Here is a 15,926-nt window from a genome sequence, read left to right on the forward strand (position 1 = left end):
CGACTGACCCGCGGATTTGAGTGACAACCCATGCCAAAACGTACAGATATCAAAAGCATCCTGATTCTCGGCGCTGGCCCGATCGTGATCGGCCAGGCCTGCGAATTCGACTATTCCGGCGCCCAGGCCTGCAAAGCCCTGCGCGAGGAAGGCTTCCGCGTCATCCTGGTGAACTCCAACCCAGCCACCATCATGACCGACCCGGCCATGGCCGACGCCACCTACATCGAGCCGATCAAATGGCAATCGGTGGCCAAGATCATCGAGAAGGAGCGTCCTGACGCGCTGCTGCCGACCATGGGCGGCCAGACCGCTCTGAACTGCGCCCTGGACCTCGAGCGCCACGGCGTGCTGGAGAAATTCGGCGTGGAAATGATCGGCGCCAACGCCGACACCATCGACAAGGCCGAAGACCGTTCGCGCTTCGACCAGGCAATGAAGGCCATCGGCCTGGAGTGCCCGCGCTCCGGTATCGCCCACAGCATGGAAGAAGCCAATGCGGTGCTCGAGCGCCTGGGCTTCCCGTGCATCATCCGCCCATCGTTCACCATGGGTGGCACCGGCGGCGGCATCGCCTACAACCGTGAAGAATTCGAAGAAATCTGCGCCCGCGGCCTGGACCTGTCGCCGACCAAGGAGCTGCTGATCGACGAGTCGCTGATCGGCTGGAAGGAATACGAGATGGAGGTTGTCCGCGACAAGAAGGACAACTGCATCATCGTCTGCTCCATCGAGAACTTCGACCCGATGGGCGTGCACACCGGCGACTCGATCACCGTCGCCCCGGCGCAGACCCTCACCGACAAGGAATACCAGATCATGCGCAACGCCTCCCTGGCGGTGCTGCGCGAGATCGGCGTCGAAACCGGCGGTTCCAACGTCCAGTTCGGTATCTGCCCGAACACCGGCCGTATGGTCGTGATCGAGATGAACCCGCGGGTGTCGCGCTCCTCGGCCCTGGCTTCGAAAGCCACCGGCTTCCCGATCGCCAAGATCGCCGCCAAGCTGGCGGTCGGCTACACCCTCGACGAACTGCAGAACGACATCACCGGCGGCCGCACCCCGGCGTCCTTCGAGCCCTCCATCGACTACGTGGTCACCAAGCTGCCGCGCTTCGCCTTCGAGAAGTTCCCGAAAGCCGACGCCCGCCTGACCACCCAGATGAAGTCCGTGGGTGAGGTCATGGCCATCGGCCGTACCTTCCAGGAGTCCATGCAGAAAGCCCTGCGCGGCCTGGAAGTCGGCGCCTGCGGCCTGGACCCGAAAGTCGACCTGGCCAACCCGGAAACCCCGAGCATCCTCAAGCGCGAGCTGACCGTGCCGGGCGCCGAGCGTATCTGGTACGTTGCCGATGCCTTCCGTGCCGGCATGAGCCGTGACGAAATCTTCGCCCTGACCAAGATCGACCACTGGTTCCTGGTGCAGATCGAAGACCTGATCCAGGAAGAAGAGAAGGTCAAGACCCTGGGCCTGGCCGCCATCGACAAGGCGCTGATGCTGCGCCTCAAGCGCAAGGGCTTCTCCGACCAGCGTCTGGCCAAGCTGCTGGGTGTGACCGACAAGAACCTGCGTCGTCACCGCCACAAGCTGGAAGTACTGCCGGTCTACAAGCGCGTCGACACCTGCGCCGCCGAATTCGCTACCGACACCGCCTACCTGTACTCCACCTATGAGGAAGAGTGCGAGGCCAACCCGTCGACCCGCGACAAGATCATGATCCTTGGCGGTGGCCCGAACCGTATCGGCCAAGGCATCGAGTTCGACTACTGCTGCGTGCACGCGGCCCTGGCGCTGCGTGAAGACGGTTACGAGACCATCATGGTCAACTGCAACCCGGAAACCGTCTCCACCGACTACGACACCTCCGACCGCCTGTACTTCGAGCCGCTGACCCTGGAAGACGTGCTGGAAATCTGCCGCGTCGAGAAGCCAAAAGGCGTCATCGTCCACTACGGCGGCCAGACCCCGCTGAAGCTGGCGCGCGCCCTGGAAGAAGCCGGCGTGCCAATCATCGGTACCAGCCCGGACGCCATCGACCGTGCCGAAGACCGTGAGCGCTTCCAGCAGATGGTCCAGCGCCTGAACCTGCGCCAGCCGCCAAACGCCACCGTGCGCAGCGAAGACGAAGCCATTCGCGCCGCTGGCGACATCGGTTACCCGCTGGTGGTCCGCCCGTCCTACGTACTGGGCGGCCGTGCCATGGAAATCGTCTACGAACTGGACGAGCTCAAGCGCTACCTGCGTGAAGCGGTCCAGGTGTCCAACGACAGCCCGGTACTGCTCGACCACTTCCTCAACTGCGCCATCGAGATGGATGTGGATGCGGTCTGCGACGGCACCGACGTGGTGATCGGCGCGATCATGCAGCACATCGAGCAGGCCGGCGTGCACTCCGGTGACTCCGCGTGCTCGCTGCCGCCGTACTCGCTGCCGGCCAATGTCCAGGACGAAGTCCGCGAGCAGGTACGCAAGATGGCCCTGGAGCTGGGCGTCGTCGGTCTGATGAACGTGCAGTTGGCCCTGCAGGGCGACAAGATCTACGTGATCGAGGTCAACCCGCGCGCTTCGCGTACCGTGCCGTTCGTCTCCAAGTGCATCGGCACCTCCCTGGCGATGATCGCGGCCCGTGTCATGGCCGGCAAGACCCTGAAAGAGCTGGGCTTCACCAAGGAAATCATCCCGAACTTCTACAGCGTCAAGGAAGCCGTCTTCCCGTTCGCCAAGTTCCCGGGTGTTGACCCGATCCTCGGCCCTGAGATGAAATCCACCGGTGAAGTCATGGGTGTCGGCGACAGCTTCGGTGAAGCCTTCGCCAAGGCCCAGATGGGCGCCAGCGAAATCCTGCCAAGCAGCGGTACCGCGTTCATCAGCGTACGTGACGACGACAAGCCACAAGTGGCTGGCGTCGCCCGCGACCTGATCGCCCTGGGCTTCGAAGTGGTCGCTACCGCGGGCACCGCCAAGGTCATCGAGGCGGCAGGCCTGAAGGTGCGCCGCGTGAACAAGGTGACCGAAGGTCGCCCGCACGTGGTCGACATGATCAAGAACGATGAAGTGTCGCTGATCATCAACACCACCGAAGGCCGCCAGTCGATCGCCGATTCCTACTCGATTCGTCGCAATGCGCTGCAGCACAAGATCTACTGCACCACGACCATTGCGGCGGGTGAAGCCATCTGCGAAGCGCTGAAGTTCGGTCCCGAGAAGACCGTCCGTCGCTTGCAGGATCTGCACGCAGGATTGAACGCATGAGCATTACCAAGTACCCGATGACCGTCCAGGGCGCTCGCGCCCTGGAAGAGGAACTGCTCTTCTTGAGCAAGACCGAGCGCCCGCGCCTGAGCCAGGCGATCGGCGAGGCCCGTGAGCTGGGTGACCTCAAGGAAAACGCCGAATACCATGCCGCCCGCGAGGAGCAAGGCATGGTCGAGGCGCGTATCCGTGACATCGAGGGGCGCCTGCAGAACTCGGTGGTGATCGACGTCACCACCATTGCTCATACCGGGAAAGTGATCTTCGGGACCACCGTGGACCTGGAGAACACCGAGACTGGCGATCAGGTTACCTACCAGATCGTGGGCGAGGACGAGGCGGACGTGAAGAAAGGCAAGCTCTCGAACAGTGCGCCGATTGCCCGTGCCATCATCGGCAAGGAAGAGGGTGACACCGTTGTCGTCAAGACACCAAACGGCACGGTCGAGTACGAGATTGTCGAAGTCAAGCACATCTGACCGTCATCCACGGGCGCCATCGCTCGAAGGGATCCTCTGGCAGCTGGCCCAGGTCTTCTGGGTCGGCGGCCTGTGGGTCTTTCACGTGGGGCTGGTGCCGGCGCTCAAGGTCACCGGCCTTGCGCCGTTGCTCGTGCAGGACGTGGCTGCGCAGATCGATCGCTGGTTGATCGGCGTCGCGTTGCTCGGGTTGATTACCCAGCTGGCGGTATTGGCGAGGGTGGACGGCCTGGCGGCCTGGTGGCGGCAGTTCCGTGGCCAGATGCTGTTGCTTGGCTTCGGAGCCTGTGTCGGCTACTACACGCTGCGCTATGGGATTTCCGTGGGCGAGCGGTGGCAGATGTTCTGTTTCCTGGTGCTGGGGTTTTCCGGCATCGTGCTGGTGGCCCAGCCGGTCCCGGTCAAGGCGCGCCGCTAAACGGTTCGAGATTGCTGGGGCCGCTTTGTGGCCCATCGCCGGCAAGCCGGCTCCCACACCGACCGCATCGAATTCAAGCCATGCGCCGTACCTGTGGGGGCTGGCTTGCCGGCGATGGGCTGCATAGCAGCCCCTTTGCCGTTACTTGTAACGGTGGATATTGGACAGCTGCTTGTTCGGCTGCGGGTTCTTGCGGTAGATCAGCGCCTTCTTGCCGATGGTCTGCACCAGCTCGGCGCGGCCGGCCTTGCACAGTTCGGCGATGGCGGCGGCACGCTCTTCGCGGTCTTCCGAGCGGATCTCGACCTTGATCAGCTCGTGATCGGTCAGGGCGCGCTCCAGTTCGGCGACCACGCCTTCGTTCAAACCATTGCCAGCGACGATCAAGACCGGCTTCAGGTCGTGACCAATCGATTTGTATTGTTTCTTCTGCTCGTTATTGAGCGGCATAATCTGACCCTTTTCGTCTGATTCTGTAAAATTGGTGGCCATTTTACCCGAGGGCCACTGGCTCCGCCCAGTCAATCACGACGCATATCATCGAGGTGCCCTGTGGCGCAACGTTCCAAAAGCAGCCATAACTGGCTGAGAGAGCATTTCAACGATCCTTTCGTCAAACAGGCGCAGAAGGACGGCTACCGCTCGCGCGCGAGCTACAAACTGCTGGAGATCCAGGAAAAGGACAAATTGATCCGCCCAGGCATGAGCGTGATCGACCTGGGCGCGGCCCCGGGTGGCTGGTCCCAAGTGACCAGTCGTCTGATCGGCGGGCAAGGGCGCCTGATCGCCTCGGACATCCTGGAAATGGACTCGATCCCCGACGTTACCTTCATTCAGGGCGATTTTACCCAGGACGAAGTGCTCCAGCGTATCCTCGAGGCGGTGGGTGATTCGCACGTGGACCTTGTGATTTCCGACATGGCCCCCAATATGAGTGGGACGCCTGCCGTGGACATGCCGCGTGCCATGTTCCTCTGCGAACTGGCCCTGGACCTTGCGACCCGCGTGTTGCGCCCTGGTGGGGACTTCCTGATCAAGATCTTCCAGGGTGAAGGTTTCGACCAGTACCTCAAGGACGTGCGCAGCAAGTTCGACAAGGTGCAGATGCGCAAGCCTTCGTCCTCGCGGGATCGCTCCCGCGAGCAGTACCTGTTGGGCCGCGGCTTCAAAGGGGCGTGAGTAGCGTTTTGCGGGGCCTCCGATAGTTATTTCCAATCGGCGGTTCCGTCAGGATCGTCCGAACTTCGTGTAGTCTAGCTTTCACAAAGGGTTACAGACGGCGCCTGCGGATGCGTAGGTAATGTAGTAAGTTAGGGCGGTGAATATCATGCGAGGCACGGCAGCGTCGTGCGCCGGCCTCAGAGGGTAGCTAATTGAACGACATGGCAAAGAATCTGATCCTGTGGTTGATCATCGCGGCGGTCCTCGTGACGGTGATGAACAACTTCTCCAGCCCGAACGAGCCGCAGACCCTCAACTACTCCGACTTCATCCAGCAGGTCAAGGACGGTAAGGTCGAGCGCGTCACCGTCGATGGCTACGTCATTACCGGTAAGCGCACCGATGGCGACAACTTCAAGACCATCCGTCCGGCCATCACCGACAACGGCCTGATCGGCGACCTGGTCGACAATCATGTCACCGTCGAAGGCAAGCAGCCTGAGCAACAGAGCATCTGGACCCAGTTGCTGGTGGCCAGCTTCCCGATTCTGGTGATCATCGCCGTATTCATGTTCTTCATGCGCCAGATGCAGGGCGGTGCGGGCGGCAAGGGCGGCCCGATGAGCTTCGGCAAGAGCAAGGCGCGCCTGTTGTCCGAAGACCAGGTCAAGACCACCCTGGCTGACGTCGCCGGCTGCGACGAGGCCAAGGAAGAGGTTGGCGAGCTGGTCGAGTTCCTGCGCGACCCTGGCAAGTTCCAGCGCCTGGGTGGCCGTATCCCGCGTGGCGTGCTGATGGTCGGCCCGCCCGGTACCGGTAAAACCCTGCTGGCCAAGGCCATCGCAGGCGAGGCCAAGGTGCCGTTCTTCACCATTTCCGGTTCCGATTTCGTCGAAATGTTCGTCGGCGTTGGTGCCAGCCGTGTCCGTGACATGTTCGAGCAGGCGAAGAAACATGCGCCGTGCATCATCTTCATCGACGAGATCGACGCCGTCGGTCGCCATCGTGGTGCCGGCATGGGTGGCGGTCACGACGAGCGCGAACAGACCCTCAACCAGTTGCTGGTGGAGATGGACGGCTTCGAGATGAACGACGGCATCATCGTGATCGCCGCCACCAACCGTCCGGACGTCCTGGACCCGGCGCTGCTGCGTCCTGGCCGTTTCGACCGCCAGGTGGTGGTCGGCCTGCCGGATATCCGCGGCCGTGAGCAGATTCTCAAGGTGCACATGCGCAAGGTGCCGGTCGGCGAAAACGTCAATGCCGCCGTCATTGCCCGCGGTACCCCCGGCTTCTCCGGTGCCGACCTCGCCAACTTGGTCAACGAGGCGTCGCTGTTCGCCGCCCGCGCCAGCAAGCGCCTGGTCGAGATGAAGGAGTTCGAGCTGGCCAAGGACAAGATCATGATGGGCGCCGAGCGCAAGACCATGGTCATGTCCGAGAAGGAAAAACAGAACACGGCCTACCACGAGGCAGGGCATGCCATCGTCGGTCGCATCGTTCCCGAGCACGACCCGGTCTACAAAGTCTCGATCATCCCGCGCGGTCGCGCGCTGGGCGTGACCATGTTCCTCCCCGAGGAAGACCGCTACAGCCTGTCCAAGCGTGCGCTGGTCAGCCAGATCTGCTCGTTGTATGGCGGCCGTATCGCCGAGGAAATGACCCTGGGCTTCGATGGCGTCACTACCGGTGCCTCCAACGACATCATGCGTGCCAGCCAGATCGCGCGAAACATGGTCACCAAGTGGGGCCTGTCCGAGAAGCTCGGCCCGCTGATGTATGCCGAAGAGGAGGGCGAGGTGTTCCTCGGCCGCAGCGCGGCGAGCCAGCATGCCAGCGTGTCGGGCGAGACGGCCAAGCTGATCGACTCCGAAGTGCGTAGCATCATCGATCACTGCTACGCCACGGCCAAGCAGATCCTGACCGACAACCGCGACAAGCTCGATGCCATGGCCGAGGCCTTGATGAAATACGAGACCATCGATGCCGACCAGATCGACGACATCATGGCTGGTCGCACGCCGCGCGAGCCTCGCGACTGGGACAACGATGCCGGCACCTCCGGCAACCAGGCCTCCCAGGGTGATCGTCCGGAGTCGCCGATCGGCGGTCCAGCGGCTCAACACTAAGGGCACCTATGAGCTCACAGCAGTACCCGACCCGGTTGCCTTGCGGCAACCGGGTTCTTGATTTGTCCCGTACCCATGTCATGGGTATCCTCAATGTCACCCCCGATTCCTTCTCCGACGGCGGGCGCTTCAGTCAGCGCGACGAAGCCTTGCGCCATGCCGAGGCGATGGTGGCGGCCGGCGCGACCCTGATCGACATCGGTGGCGAGTCCACTCGTCCCGGGGCGCGCGCGGTCTCGCCCACTGAAGAGCTGGAGCGGGTGGCGCCCATGGTCGAGGCGATCAACAGTCGCCTCGATGTGATCATCTCGGTCGATACCTCCACGCCTGCCGTCATGCGTGAGTCGGCCCGCCTGGGTGCTGGCCTGATCAACGATGTGCGCGCCCTGGAGCGCGACGGAGCGCTCGATGCCGCGGCGGACACCGGCCTACCGGTGTGCCTGATGCACATGCGCGGCGAGCCGGGCAACATGCAGGACAATCCACACTACGACAATGTGTCCGTGGATGTGACGCGCTATCTTGAAGAGCGAATGGCGGCATGCGCGGCCGCTGGGATCGATGCCGGGCGGATCATCCTCGATCCGGGCTTCGGTTTCGCCAAGACGCTCGAACACAACCTCAGCCTGTTCAAACACATGGAAGTGCTCTACCGCCTGGGGCGGCCGCTGCTGGTTGGCGTCTCGCGCAAGAGCATGATCGGCCTCACGCTGGATCGTCCTGTCGGTGAGCGGCTCTACGGCAGCTTGGCACTGGCGGCGTTGGCCATGACCAAGGGTGCGAGCATCCTGCGCGTGCACGATGTGGCCGAGACCGTCGACGTGGTACGCATGATTGCCGCGGTGCAGAACGCCGAATAAGAACATTGGAGTCCCTATGAGCAGAAAATACTTTGGTACCGACGGCATCCGTGGCCGCGTCGGCGAATACCCGATCACGCCTGACTTCATGCTGAAGCTGGGCTGGGCGGCGGGCATGGCCTTCCGCAAGCAGGGCAATTGCCGCGTGCTGGTGGGCAAGGACACCCGTATCTCCGGTTACATGTTCGAGTCGGCCCTCGAGGCCGGGCTGTCCGCGGCCGGTGCCGACGTGTTGCTGCTCGGGCCGATGCCGACGCCAGCGATCGCCTACCTGACCCGTACCTTCCACGCCGAAGCCGGTATCGTCATCAGCGCGTCGCACAACCCGCACGACGACAACGGCATCAAGTTCTTCTCCGGCCAGGGCACCAAGTTGCCCGACGAGGTCGAGCTGATGATCGAGGAACTGCTCGACCAGCCCATGACCGTGGTCGAATCGAGCAAGCTGGGCAAGGTGTCGCGTATCAACGACGCTGCTGGCCGCTACATCGAGTTCTGCAAGAGCAGCGTGCCGAGCAGCACCAGCTTCGACGGGCTGAAACTGGTGGTCGACTGCGCCCATGGCGCGACCTACAAGGTAGCGCCAAGCGTCTTCCGCGAACTCGGGGCAGAAGTGACCGTGCTGCATGCCCAGCCTGACGGGCTCAACATCAACGAAGGCTGTGGCTCGACCCATATCGAATCGCTGCAGGCTGCCGTGCTGGTCGGCCATGCCGACCTGGGCATCGCCTTCGACGGTGACGGCGACCGCGTGCTGATGGTCGACCATACCGGTGCCATCGTCGACGGTGACGAGCTGCTATACATCATTGCCCGCGACGCCAAGGAGCGTGGCCGGCTGCAAGGCGGGGTGGTGGGCACTCTGATGAGCAACTTGGGCCTGGAGCTCGCGCTCAAGGACCTGGATATCCCGTTCGCCCGGGCCAAGGTCGGCGACCGCTACGTAATGGCCGAACTGCTCGAGCGTGACTGGCAGCTCGGTGGCGAGAACTCTGGGCATGTGGTGTGCGGCAACCACACCACCACCGGCGATGCGATCATCGCGGCCTTGCAGGTGTTGATGGCGCTCAAGCGTCGCGGCGAGACCCTGGCCCAGGCCCGTCAGGGCCTGCGCAAGTGCCCGCAGGTGTTGATCAATGTGCGCTTCGGTGCGAGCAAGGTCGACCCACTGGAAAACCCTGCCGTACAGGAGGCCAGTGCCAAGGTCACCGAGGCCATGGCCGGGCGTGGTCGAGTGCTGCTGCGCAAGTCCGGCACCGAGCCGTTGGTGCGGGTAATGGTCGAGGGCGACGACGAAAATCAGGTCCGTGGCCATGCCGAGGCGCTGGCCAAGCTGGTTAGCGAAGTTTGTGCCTGAAAGACGCTTGCCAGCACAGTTCGGGTTGGGTAAGATCTGCGCCCACTTTGACCGACGAGGTAAAGCATGCGTCGCCCCATGGTAGCTGGTAACTGGAAGATGCACGGTACCCGCGCCAGCGTCGCTGAGCTGACCGAGGGCTTGAGCAATCTGGCCCTGCCGAGCGGTGTGGAAGTCGCGGTGTTTCCACCGGCCCTGTTCATCAACCAAGTGGTTGATGGGCTGAAAGGGAAGGGGATCATCGTCGGAGCCCAGAATTCTGCTGTACAGCCCGAGCAGGGCGCGCTGACCGGCGAAATTGCACCGGCTCAGCTGGCTGAAGTGGGTTGCAAGCTTGTGTTGATCGGGCATTCGGAGCGTCGCCAAGTCATTGGCGAGCACGACGAAGTGCTCAACCGCAAGTTCGCAGCCGCCCAGGCAAGTGGTTTGAAGCCCGTGCTCTGCGTAGGGGAAACCCTCGAGGAGCGCGAGGCAGGCAAGACGCTCGAAGTCGTTGGGCGTCAACTGAGCAGTATCATCGACGCGTTCGGTGTTGCCGCTTTTGCCAATGCGGTAATCGCCTATGAGCCTGTTTGGGCCATCGGCACAGGTCTGACGGCCTCGCCCCAGCAAGCCCAGGATGTGCATGCAGCCATTCGGGCGCAGTTGGCGGCGCTGGACGCTGAAGTTGCCCAGAACGTGCAGCTTCTCTACGGCGGCAGCGTGAAGGCGGCCAATGCGGCCGAACTGTTCGGCATGCCGGATATCGATGGGGGGCTCATTGGTGGAGCGTCCCTGAACGCAGACGAATTCGGTGCAATTTGTCGCGCCGCAGGAAACTGAACAAATGCTGGAAACAGTCGTAGTTGTTTTTCATCTGTTGGCGGCCGTGGCACTCGTAGTGTTCGTGTTGCTGCAACAGGGTAAAGGTGCGGAAGCAGGTGCATCTTTCGGCGCAGGTGCTTCAAATACTGTGTTCGGAAGCCAAGGTTCCGCTACCTTTTTGAGTAAAGTTACTGCTATACTTGCTGCCACTTTCTTTTTGACTGCTCTTGGGTTAGGATACTTCGCTAAAGAGAAAGCTCATCAGCTGACTCAAGCAGGTCTGCCAGATCCAGCAGTGTTGGAAGTCAAAGAGCAGAAGCCGGCAGTAAATGATGATGTACCGGTGCTCCAGGAGAAGAAGAGCGAAACCACCAACGCTGGTGACGTACCTCCTCCAACCGAAGAGCAGAAGTAACGGGTTTCAAGAAGTAGTATTGCCGAGGTGGTGGAATTGGTAGACACGCAACCTTGAGGTGGTTGTGCCCATAGGGTGTAGGGGTTCGAGTCCCCTTCTCGGTACCAATTGAAGCATGAGAGCCCGCTTTAGCGGGCTTTCTTGCAGGTGGAGGTCGGATTGACCCTGTAACGGGTTCGGTCTTATACTTTCGCCCCAGCTTTGTCGCGGGGTGGAGCAGCTTGGTAGCTCGTCGGGCTCATAACCCGAAGGTCGTTGGTTCAAATCCAGCCCCCGCAACCAGCTTCAGCGGAGCCCCTTTTCAGGGGCTTTTTGCTAGCTGAACAGTTCTTCGCGTCGTTGTCCAACGGCGCTTTCAGGGATGGGCGCTTTGCCCATTTTTTATTTGCACAGCATGCACGAGGGGGTTCAGGTGTCGAGCAAGCTAGAACAGTTGCAGGCCTTGTTGGCCCCGGTGGTCGAGGGTCTGGGCTATCAATGCTGGGGGATCGAGTACGTTTCCCAGGGTAAGCATTCGGTGCTGCGTATCTATATCGACAAGGAAGGCGGGATCCTGGTGGACGACTGCGAAGCGGTCAGCCGTCAAGCCAGTGCCATCCTCGATGTGGAAGACCCTATCACCAACGAATATACCCTTGAGGTGTCCTCTCCTGGCATGGACCGCCCGCTGTTCACTCTGGAACAGTTTGCCTCGCATGCCGGCGAACAAGTGAAGATCAAGCTGCGTACGCCCTTCGAAGGTCGTCGTAACTTCCAGGGCCTTCTCCGCGGCGTGGAGGACCAGGATGTGGTGGTCCAGGTGGACAACCATGAATTCCTGCTGCCGATCGACTCGATCGACAAGGCCAATATTATTCCCAGTTTTGACTGAGACGTGCCGGGCCCGGCGGACTATCCGGGCCCAATGGCTTGCGCAAGGCGAGGCGTACGATGAGCAAAGAAGTACTGCTGGTTGTTGAATCGGTATCCAACGAAAAAGGTGTACCGCCCGGCGTCATTTTCGAAGCGCTGGAAGTGGCTCTGGCCACTGCAACCAAAAAACGTTTTGAGGACGAAGTCGATCTGCGTGTGGAAATCAACCGCCACACCGGTAGCTACGAGACCTTCCGTCGCTGGACCGTGGTCGATGAAGCCGATCTTGATGACCCGGCGATCGAGACCTGGCTGGACAAGATCAAGGACACCCACCCTGAAGCCAAGGTAGGTGACGTGATCGAAGAGAAGATCGAGTCGATCGAGTTCGGCCGCATCGCCGCCCAGACCGCCAAGCAGGTGATCGTGCAGAAGGTTCGCGAAGCCGAGCGCGCCCAGGTGGTCGACGCCTACCGCGAACGTGTCGGCGAGATCATCTCCGGCACCGTCAAGAAGGTGACCCGCGACAACGTCATCGTCGATCTGGGCAACAACGCCGAGGCGTTGCTGGCCCGCGAAGACATCATTCCACGTGAGACCTTCCGTGTCGGCGTGCGCCTGCGCGCACTGCTCAAGGAAATCCGCACCGAGAACCGCGGCCCACAGCTGATCTTGTCGCGCACTGCGCCGCAGATGCTGATCGAGCTGTTCCGCATCGAAGTGCCGGAAATCGCCGAAGGCCTCATCGAAGTCATGGCCGCCTCCCGTGATCCGGGCTCGCGTGCCAAGATCGCCGTCCGCTCCAAGGACAAGCGCATCGACCCGCAAGGTGCCTGCATCGGCATGCGTGGTTCGCGCGTCCAGGCCGTATCCGGCGAGTTGGGTGGTGAGCGTGTGGATATCGTCCTGTGGGACGAGAACCCGGCGCAGTTCGTCATCAACGCCATGTCGCCTGCCGAGGTTGCAGCGATCATCGTTGACGAGGACGCCCATGCGATGGACATCGCCGTCGCCGAAGACAACCTGGCCCAGGCCATTGGCCGGGGCGGTCAGAACGTTCGCCTGGCCAGTCAGCTGACCGGCTGGACCCTTAACGTGATGACCGAAAAGGATATCCAGGCCAAGCAACAAGCAGAAACCGGCGACATCCTGCGCAACTTCATCGAGGAACTGGAAGTCGACGAGGAGCTGGCCCAAGTGCTGGTCGACGAAGGCTTCACCAGCCTCGAGGAAATTGCCTACGTACCGTTGGAAGAAATGCTCAACATCGATGGCTTTGACGAGGACATCGTCAATGAGCTACGCGCTCGTGCCAAGGACCGTTTGTTGACCAAGGCCATCGCTACCGAAGAAAAACTGGCAGACGCCCACCCGGCCGACGACCTGCTCTCCCTCGAGGGTATGGACAAGGACCTGGCGGCGGAACTGGCGGTGCGCGGCGTGGTTAACCGCGAAGACCTGGCCGAGCAGTCGATTGACGATCTGCTCGACATCGACGGCATCGACGAAGAGCGTGCCGGCAAGTTGATCATGGCCGCCCGAGCCCACTGGTTCGAGTAATTAGGCGTGGCCTGAGGAGAGAAGTGCATGACGCAAGTCACGGTGAAAGAACTGGCCCAAGAGGTCGAGGCACCGGTAGAGCGCCTGCTGCAGCAGATGCGTGAGGCAGGTCTGCCGCACACCGACGCCGGTCAGGTAGTGACCGACAATGAAAAGCAGGTTCTGCTGACTCATTTGAAAAGCAGCCACAAGAGCAAGGCGGAAGAGCCGCGCAAGATCACCTTGCAGCGCAAGACCACCAGCACCCTGCGTGTCGCCGGTAGCAAGAGCATCAGCGTAGAAGTACGCAAGAAGAAAGTATTCGTGCAGCGCAGCCCGGAAGAAATCCAGGCTGAGCAGAAGCGTGAGCTGGAAGAGCGCCGTGCAGCGGAGAACGCTGCCCGCGAGAAAGCCGACGCCGAAGCACGCCAGCGCGCTGAAGAGCAGGCTCGTCGCCAGGCCGCCGAAACCGCTTCGGCGGCACCTGCGGCCAAGGCCGAACCGGCTCCGGCGCCTGTCGCCCCACCGGTAGTGGCCGAGGCCCCGGTCTCCGAAGACGCAGCGGCCCGTGCCGCCGAGCGCAAGAAGGACGAGACCCGCCGCAACGAAAGCCGTACCCGCGACGACGACCGTCGTGGTGGTGGCGAGCGCCGTGGCGAAGCCCCGCGCGTTTCCATCAAGGTCAAGGTCAAGGAAAAGGAAAAAGCGCCTACGCCTCGCGCAGCGCCTCGTACCACCGATGAAGAGAGCGATGGTTTCCGTCGCGGCCGCGGTGGCAAGGGCAAGCCGAAGAAGCGCAACCAGCACGGCTTCCAGAACCCTACCGGTCCAGTCATCCGTGACGTGACCATCGGCGAGACCATCACGGTCTCGGAACTGGCGCAGCAGATGTCGATCAAGGCTGCCGAAGTCGTCAAGTTCATGTTCAAGTTGGGTACCCCGGTCACCATCAACCAGGTGCTCGACCAGGAAACCGCCCAGCTGGTAGCCGAGGAACTGGGCCACAAGGTGACCCTGATCAGCGACACCGCCTTGGAAGACTCCCTGGCCGAATCGCTGAAGTTCGAAGGTGAAGTCGAGCCGCGTGCACCGGTTGTGACCGTCATGGGCCACGTCGACCACGGTAAGACCTCGCTGCTCGACTACATCCGTCGTGCCAAGGTTGCCGCTGGCGAGGCCGGCGGTATCACCCAGCACATCGGTGCCTACCACGTGGAAACCGACCGCGGCATGGTCACCTTCCTCGATACCCCTGGCCACGCCGCGTTCACCGCGATGCGTGCCCGTGGTGCCAAGGCCACCGACATCGTCATCCTGGTGGTGGCGGCTGACGACGGTGTGATGCCGCAGACCCGCGAAGCCGTCCAGCACGCCAAGGCTGCCGGCGTACCGCTGGTGGTTGCGGTGAACAAGATCGACAAGCCGGGTGCCGACATCGATCGCATCCGCAACGAGCTGGCCGTCGAAGGCGTGACTTCCGAGGACTGGGGTGGCGATACCCCGTTCGTCAAGGTCTCGGCGAAGATGGGTACCGGCGTCGACGAACTGCTCGAAGCCGTGCTGCTGCAGGCCGAGATCCTCGAGCTCACCGCGACCCCGACCGCTCCAGGTCGTGGCGTCGTGGTCGAATCGCGCCTGGACAAGGGCCGTGGTCCGGTGGCGACCATCCTGGTTCAGGACGGTACCCTGCGTCAGGGCGACATGGTCCTGGTCGGCTCGAACTATGGCCGCGTGCGTGCCATGCTCGACGAGAACGGCAAGCCTGTGAAGGAAGCCGGCCCGGCGATCCCGGTCGAGATCCTCGGCCTGGATGGCACGCCTGAAGCTGGTGACGAGATGTCCGTGGTCGCGGACGAGAAGAAGGCCCGCGAAGTTGCCCTGTTCCGTCAAGGCAAGTACCGCGAGGTCAAGCTGGCCCGTGCTCACGCCGGCAAGCTGGAAAACATCTTCGAGACCATGGGTCAGGAAGAGAAGAAGACCCTCAACATCGTCCTCAAGACCGATGTTCGCGGCTCCCTCGAGGCGCTGCAGGGCTCGCTCGGCGGCCTGGGCAACGACGAAGTGCAGGTGCGCGTGGTCGGCGGCGGTGTCGGTGGTATCACCGAGAGCGATGCCAACCTGGCCCTGGCGTCCAACGCGGTGCTGTTCGGCTTCAACGTGCGTGCCGATGCCGGTGCGCGCAAGATCGTCGAGCAGGAAGGTCTGGATATGCGTTACTACAACGTGATCTACGACATCATCGAAGACGTCAAGAAGGCCCTGACCGGCATGCTCGGCAGCGATGTTCGCGAGAACATCCTGGGTGTCGCCGAAGTGCGTGACGTGTTCCGCTCGCCGAAGTTCGGCGCCATCGCTGGCTGCATGGTCATCGAAGGTACCGTGTACCGCAACCGTCCGATCCGCGTACTGCGCGAGGACGTGGTGATCTTCGAAGGCGAACTGGAATCGCTGCGTCGCTTCAAGGACGACGCCTCCGAAGTGCGTAACGGCATGGAGTGCGGTATTGGCGTCAAGAGCTACAACGACGTCAAGGTCGGCGACAAGATCGAGGTCTTCGAGAAAGTCCAGGTGGCTCGTACCCTGTAAGGGGCGAGCGTGGCGCAGGCCCCGCCCCAGGGCGGCTGGCAGCGCCTCTGAAGGTAGCGCCCGGTCAGGCTTGT

Annotated in this window: 13 protein-coding genes and 2 tRNA genes; 14 read left to right on the top strand and 1 reads right to left on the bottom strand. The window is 62.1% G+C overall.

Annotated features, from left to right (window positions below; all coding sequences use genetic code 11):
* Window positions 1-30 precede the first annotated feature (30 nt).
* The 3 genes from carB to IRZ56_RS15065 are packed head-to-tail and all read left to right on the top strand — an operon-like array spanning window position 31 to window position 4,149.
* On the top strand, window positions 31-3,252 hold the full coding sequence (gene carB, locus IRZ56_RS15055) for a carbamoyl-phosphate synthase large subunit (protein WP_196145656.1): 3,222 nt from the start codon (window positions 31-33) through the stop codon (window positions 3,250-3,252).
* Window positions 3,249-3,731, top strand: coding sequence for a transcription elongation factor GreA (gene greA / locus IRZ56_RS15060; protein ID WP_003258067.1), 483 nt, complete (start codon window positions 3,249-3,251; stop codon window positions 3,729-3,731). Before carB ends, greA begins: the two co-directional genes overlap by 4 nt.
* Window positions 3,709-4,149 carry an MFS transporter gene (locus tag IRZ56_RS15065; protein ID WP_196145657.1) on the top strand — a complete coding sequence of 147 codons (441 nt, stop codon included), beginning with the start codon at window positions 3,709-3,711 and terminating at the stop codon, window positions 4,147-4,149. The genes greA and IRZ56_RS15065 overlap by 23 nt, the downstream gene beginning before the upstream one ends.
* 141 nt (window positions 4,150-4,290) lie before the next feature.
* Here the strand turns inward: IRZ56_RS15065 and yhbY are convergent, their stop codons facing one another.
* Window positions 4,291-4,599 carry a ribosome assembly RNA-binding protein YhbY gene (gene yhbY, locus IRZ56_RS15070; protein WP_084855483.1) on the bottom strand — a complete coding sequence of 103 codons (309 nt, stop codon included), beginning with the start codon at window positions 4,597-4,599 and terminating at the stop codon, window positions 4,291-4,293.
* Window positions 4,600-4,701: 102 nt separating this feature from the next.
* On the opposite strand from yhbY, the gene rlmE reads away from it, so the two are divergent.
* The 11 genes from rlmE to infB all read left to right on the top strand — a co-directional run bounded on the left by rlmE (window position 4,702) and on the right by infB (window position 15,852).
* The gene (gene rlmE / locus IRZ56_RS15075; RefSeq protein ID WP_084855482.1) at window positions 4,702-5,328 is read left to right on the top strand and encodes a 23S rRNA (uridine(2552)-2'-O)-methyltransferase RlmE; all 627 of its coding nucleotides are present in this window, start codon (window positions 4,702-4,704) and stop codon (window positions 5,326-5,328) included.
* Between the two features lie 203 nt (window positions 5,329-5,531).
* Window positions 5,532-7,439 carry an ATP-dependent zinc metalloprotease FtsH gene (ftsH, locus tag IRZ56_RS15080; RefSeq protein WP_196145658.1) on the top strand — a complete coding sequence of 636 codons (1,908 nt, stop codon included), beginning with the start codon at window positions 5,532-5,534 and terminating at the stop codon, window positions 7,437-7,439.
* An 8-nt stretch (window positions 7,440-7,447) separates the two neighbouring features.
* Window positions 7,448-8,299: a dihydropteroate synthase gene (folP, locus tag IRZ56_RS15085; protein ID WP_196145659.1), complete on the top strand. Its 852-nt coding sequence runs from the start codon at window positions 7,448-7,450 to the stop codon at window positions 8,297-8,299.
* Window positions 8,300-8,315: 16 nt separating this feature from the next.
* Window positions 8,316-9,656 carry a phosphoglucosamine mutase gene (gene glmM, locus IRZ56_RS15090; protein WP_196145660.1) on the top strand — a complete coding sequence of 447 codons (1,341 nt, stop codon included), beginning with the start codon at window positions 8,316-8,318 and terminating at the stop codon, window positions 9,654-9,656.
* 66 nt (window positions 9,657-9,722) lie between these two features.
* Window positions 9,723-10,478 (top strand): triose-phosphate isomerase, encoded by a 756-nt coding sequence (gene tpiA / locus IRZ56_RS15095; RefSeq protein WP_196145661.1) that lies wholly within the window; start codon window positions 9,723-9,725, stop codon window positions 10,476-10,478.
* Between the two features lie 4 nt (window positions 10,479-10,482).
* Complete coding sequence (gene secG / locus IRZ56_RS15100; protein ID WP_196145662.1) at window positions 10,483-10,875, top strand: preprotein translocase subunit SecG; 393 nt, start codon at window positions 10,483-10,485, stop codon at window positions 10,873-10,875.
* A gap of 21 nt (window positions 10,876-10,896) precedes the next feature.
* Window positions 10,897-10,982: transfer RNA gene (locus tag IRZ56_RS15105), tRNA-Leu, on the top strand.
* 98 nt (window positions 10,983-11,080) lie between these two features.
* A tRNA-Met gene (locus IRZ56_RS15110) sits at window positions 11,081-11,157 on the top strand.
* Between the two features lie 130 nt (window positions 11,158-11,287).
* Entirely contained in the window at window positions 11,288-11,746 is a 459-nt protein-coding gene (rimP, locus tag IRZ56_RS15115; RefSeq protein WP_043210161.1) for a ribosome maturation factor RimP, read from the top strand.
* 59 nt (window positions 11,747-11,805) lie between these two features.
* Entirely contained in the window at window positions 11,806-13,287 is a 1,482-nt protein-coding gene (nusA, locus tag IRZ56_RS15120) for a transcription termination factor NusA (protein WP_196145663.1), read from the top strand.
* 27 nt (window positions 13,288-13,314) lie between these two features.
* A complete protein-coding gene (infB, locus tag IRZ56_RS15125) occupies window positions 13,315-15,852 on the top strand; it encodes a translation initiation factor IF-2 (protein ID WP_196145664.1) in 2,538 nt (845 codons plus the stop codon).
* Window positions 15,853-15,926 lie beyond the last annotated feature (74 nt).

This window comes from Pseudomonas guariconensis (genome assembly GCF_015680235.1).
Lineage (GTDB): Bacteria > Pseudomonadota > Gammaproteobacteria > Pseudomonadales > Pseudomonadaceae > Aquipseudomonas > Aquipseudomonas guariconensis_A.

Excerpts from the sequence above, each read along its gene's own strand:
- carB (WP_196145656.1), top strand. The coding sequence starts at position 31 with ATGCCAAAACGTACAGATATCAAAAGCATCCTGATTCTCGGCGCTGGC.
- greA (WP_003258067.1), top strand. The coding sequence starts at position 3,249 with ATGAGCATTACCAAGTACCCGATGACCGTCCAGGGCGCTCGCGCCCTG.
- secG (WP_196145662.1), top strand. The coding sequence starts at position 10,483 with ATGCTGGAAACAGTCGTAGTTGTTTTTCATCTGTTGGCGGCCGTGGCA.
- glmM (WP_196145660.1), top strand. The coding sequence starts at position 8,316 with ATGAGCAGAAAATACTTTGGTACCGACGGCATCCGTGGCCGCGTCGGC.
- folP (WP_196145659.1), top strand. The coding sequence starts at position 7,448 with ATGAGCTCACAGCAGTACCCGACCCGGTTGCCTTGCGGCAACCGGGTT.
- infB (WP_196145664.1), top strand. The coding sequence starts at position 13,315 with ATGACGCAAGTCACGGTGAAAGAACTGGCCCAAGAGGTCGAGGCACCG.
- ftsH (WP_196145658.1), top strand. The coding sequence starts at position 5,532 with ATGGCAAAGAATCTGATCCTGTGGTTGATCATCGCGGCGGTCCTCGTG.
- nusA (WP_196145663.1), top strand. The coding sequence starts at position 11,806 with ATGAGCAAAGAAGTACTGCTGGTTGTTGAATCGGTATCCAACGAAAAA.
- tpiA (WP_196145661.1), top strand. The coding sequence starts at position 9,723 with ATGCGTCGCCCCATGGTAGCTGGTAACTGGAAGATGCACGGTACCCGC.
- yhbY (WP_084855483.1), bottom strand. The coding sequence starts at position 4,599 with ATGCCGCTCAATAACGAGCAGAAGAAACAATACAAATCGATTGGTCAC.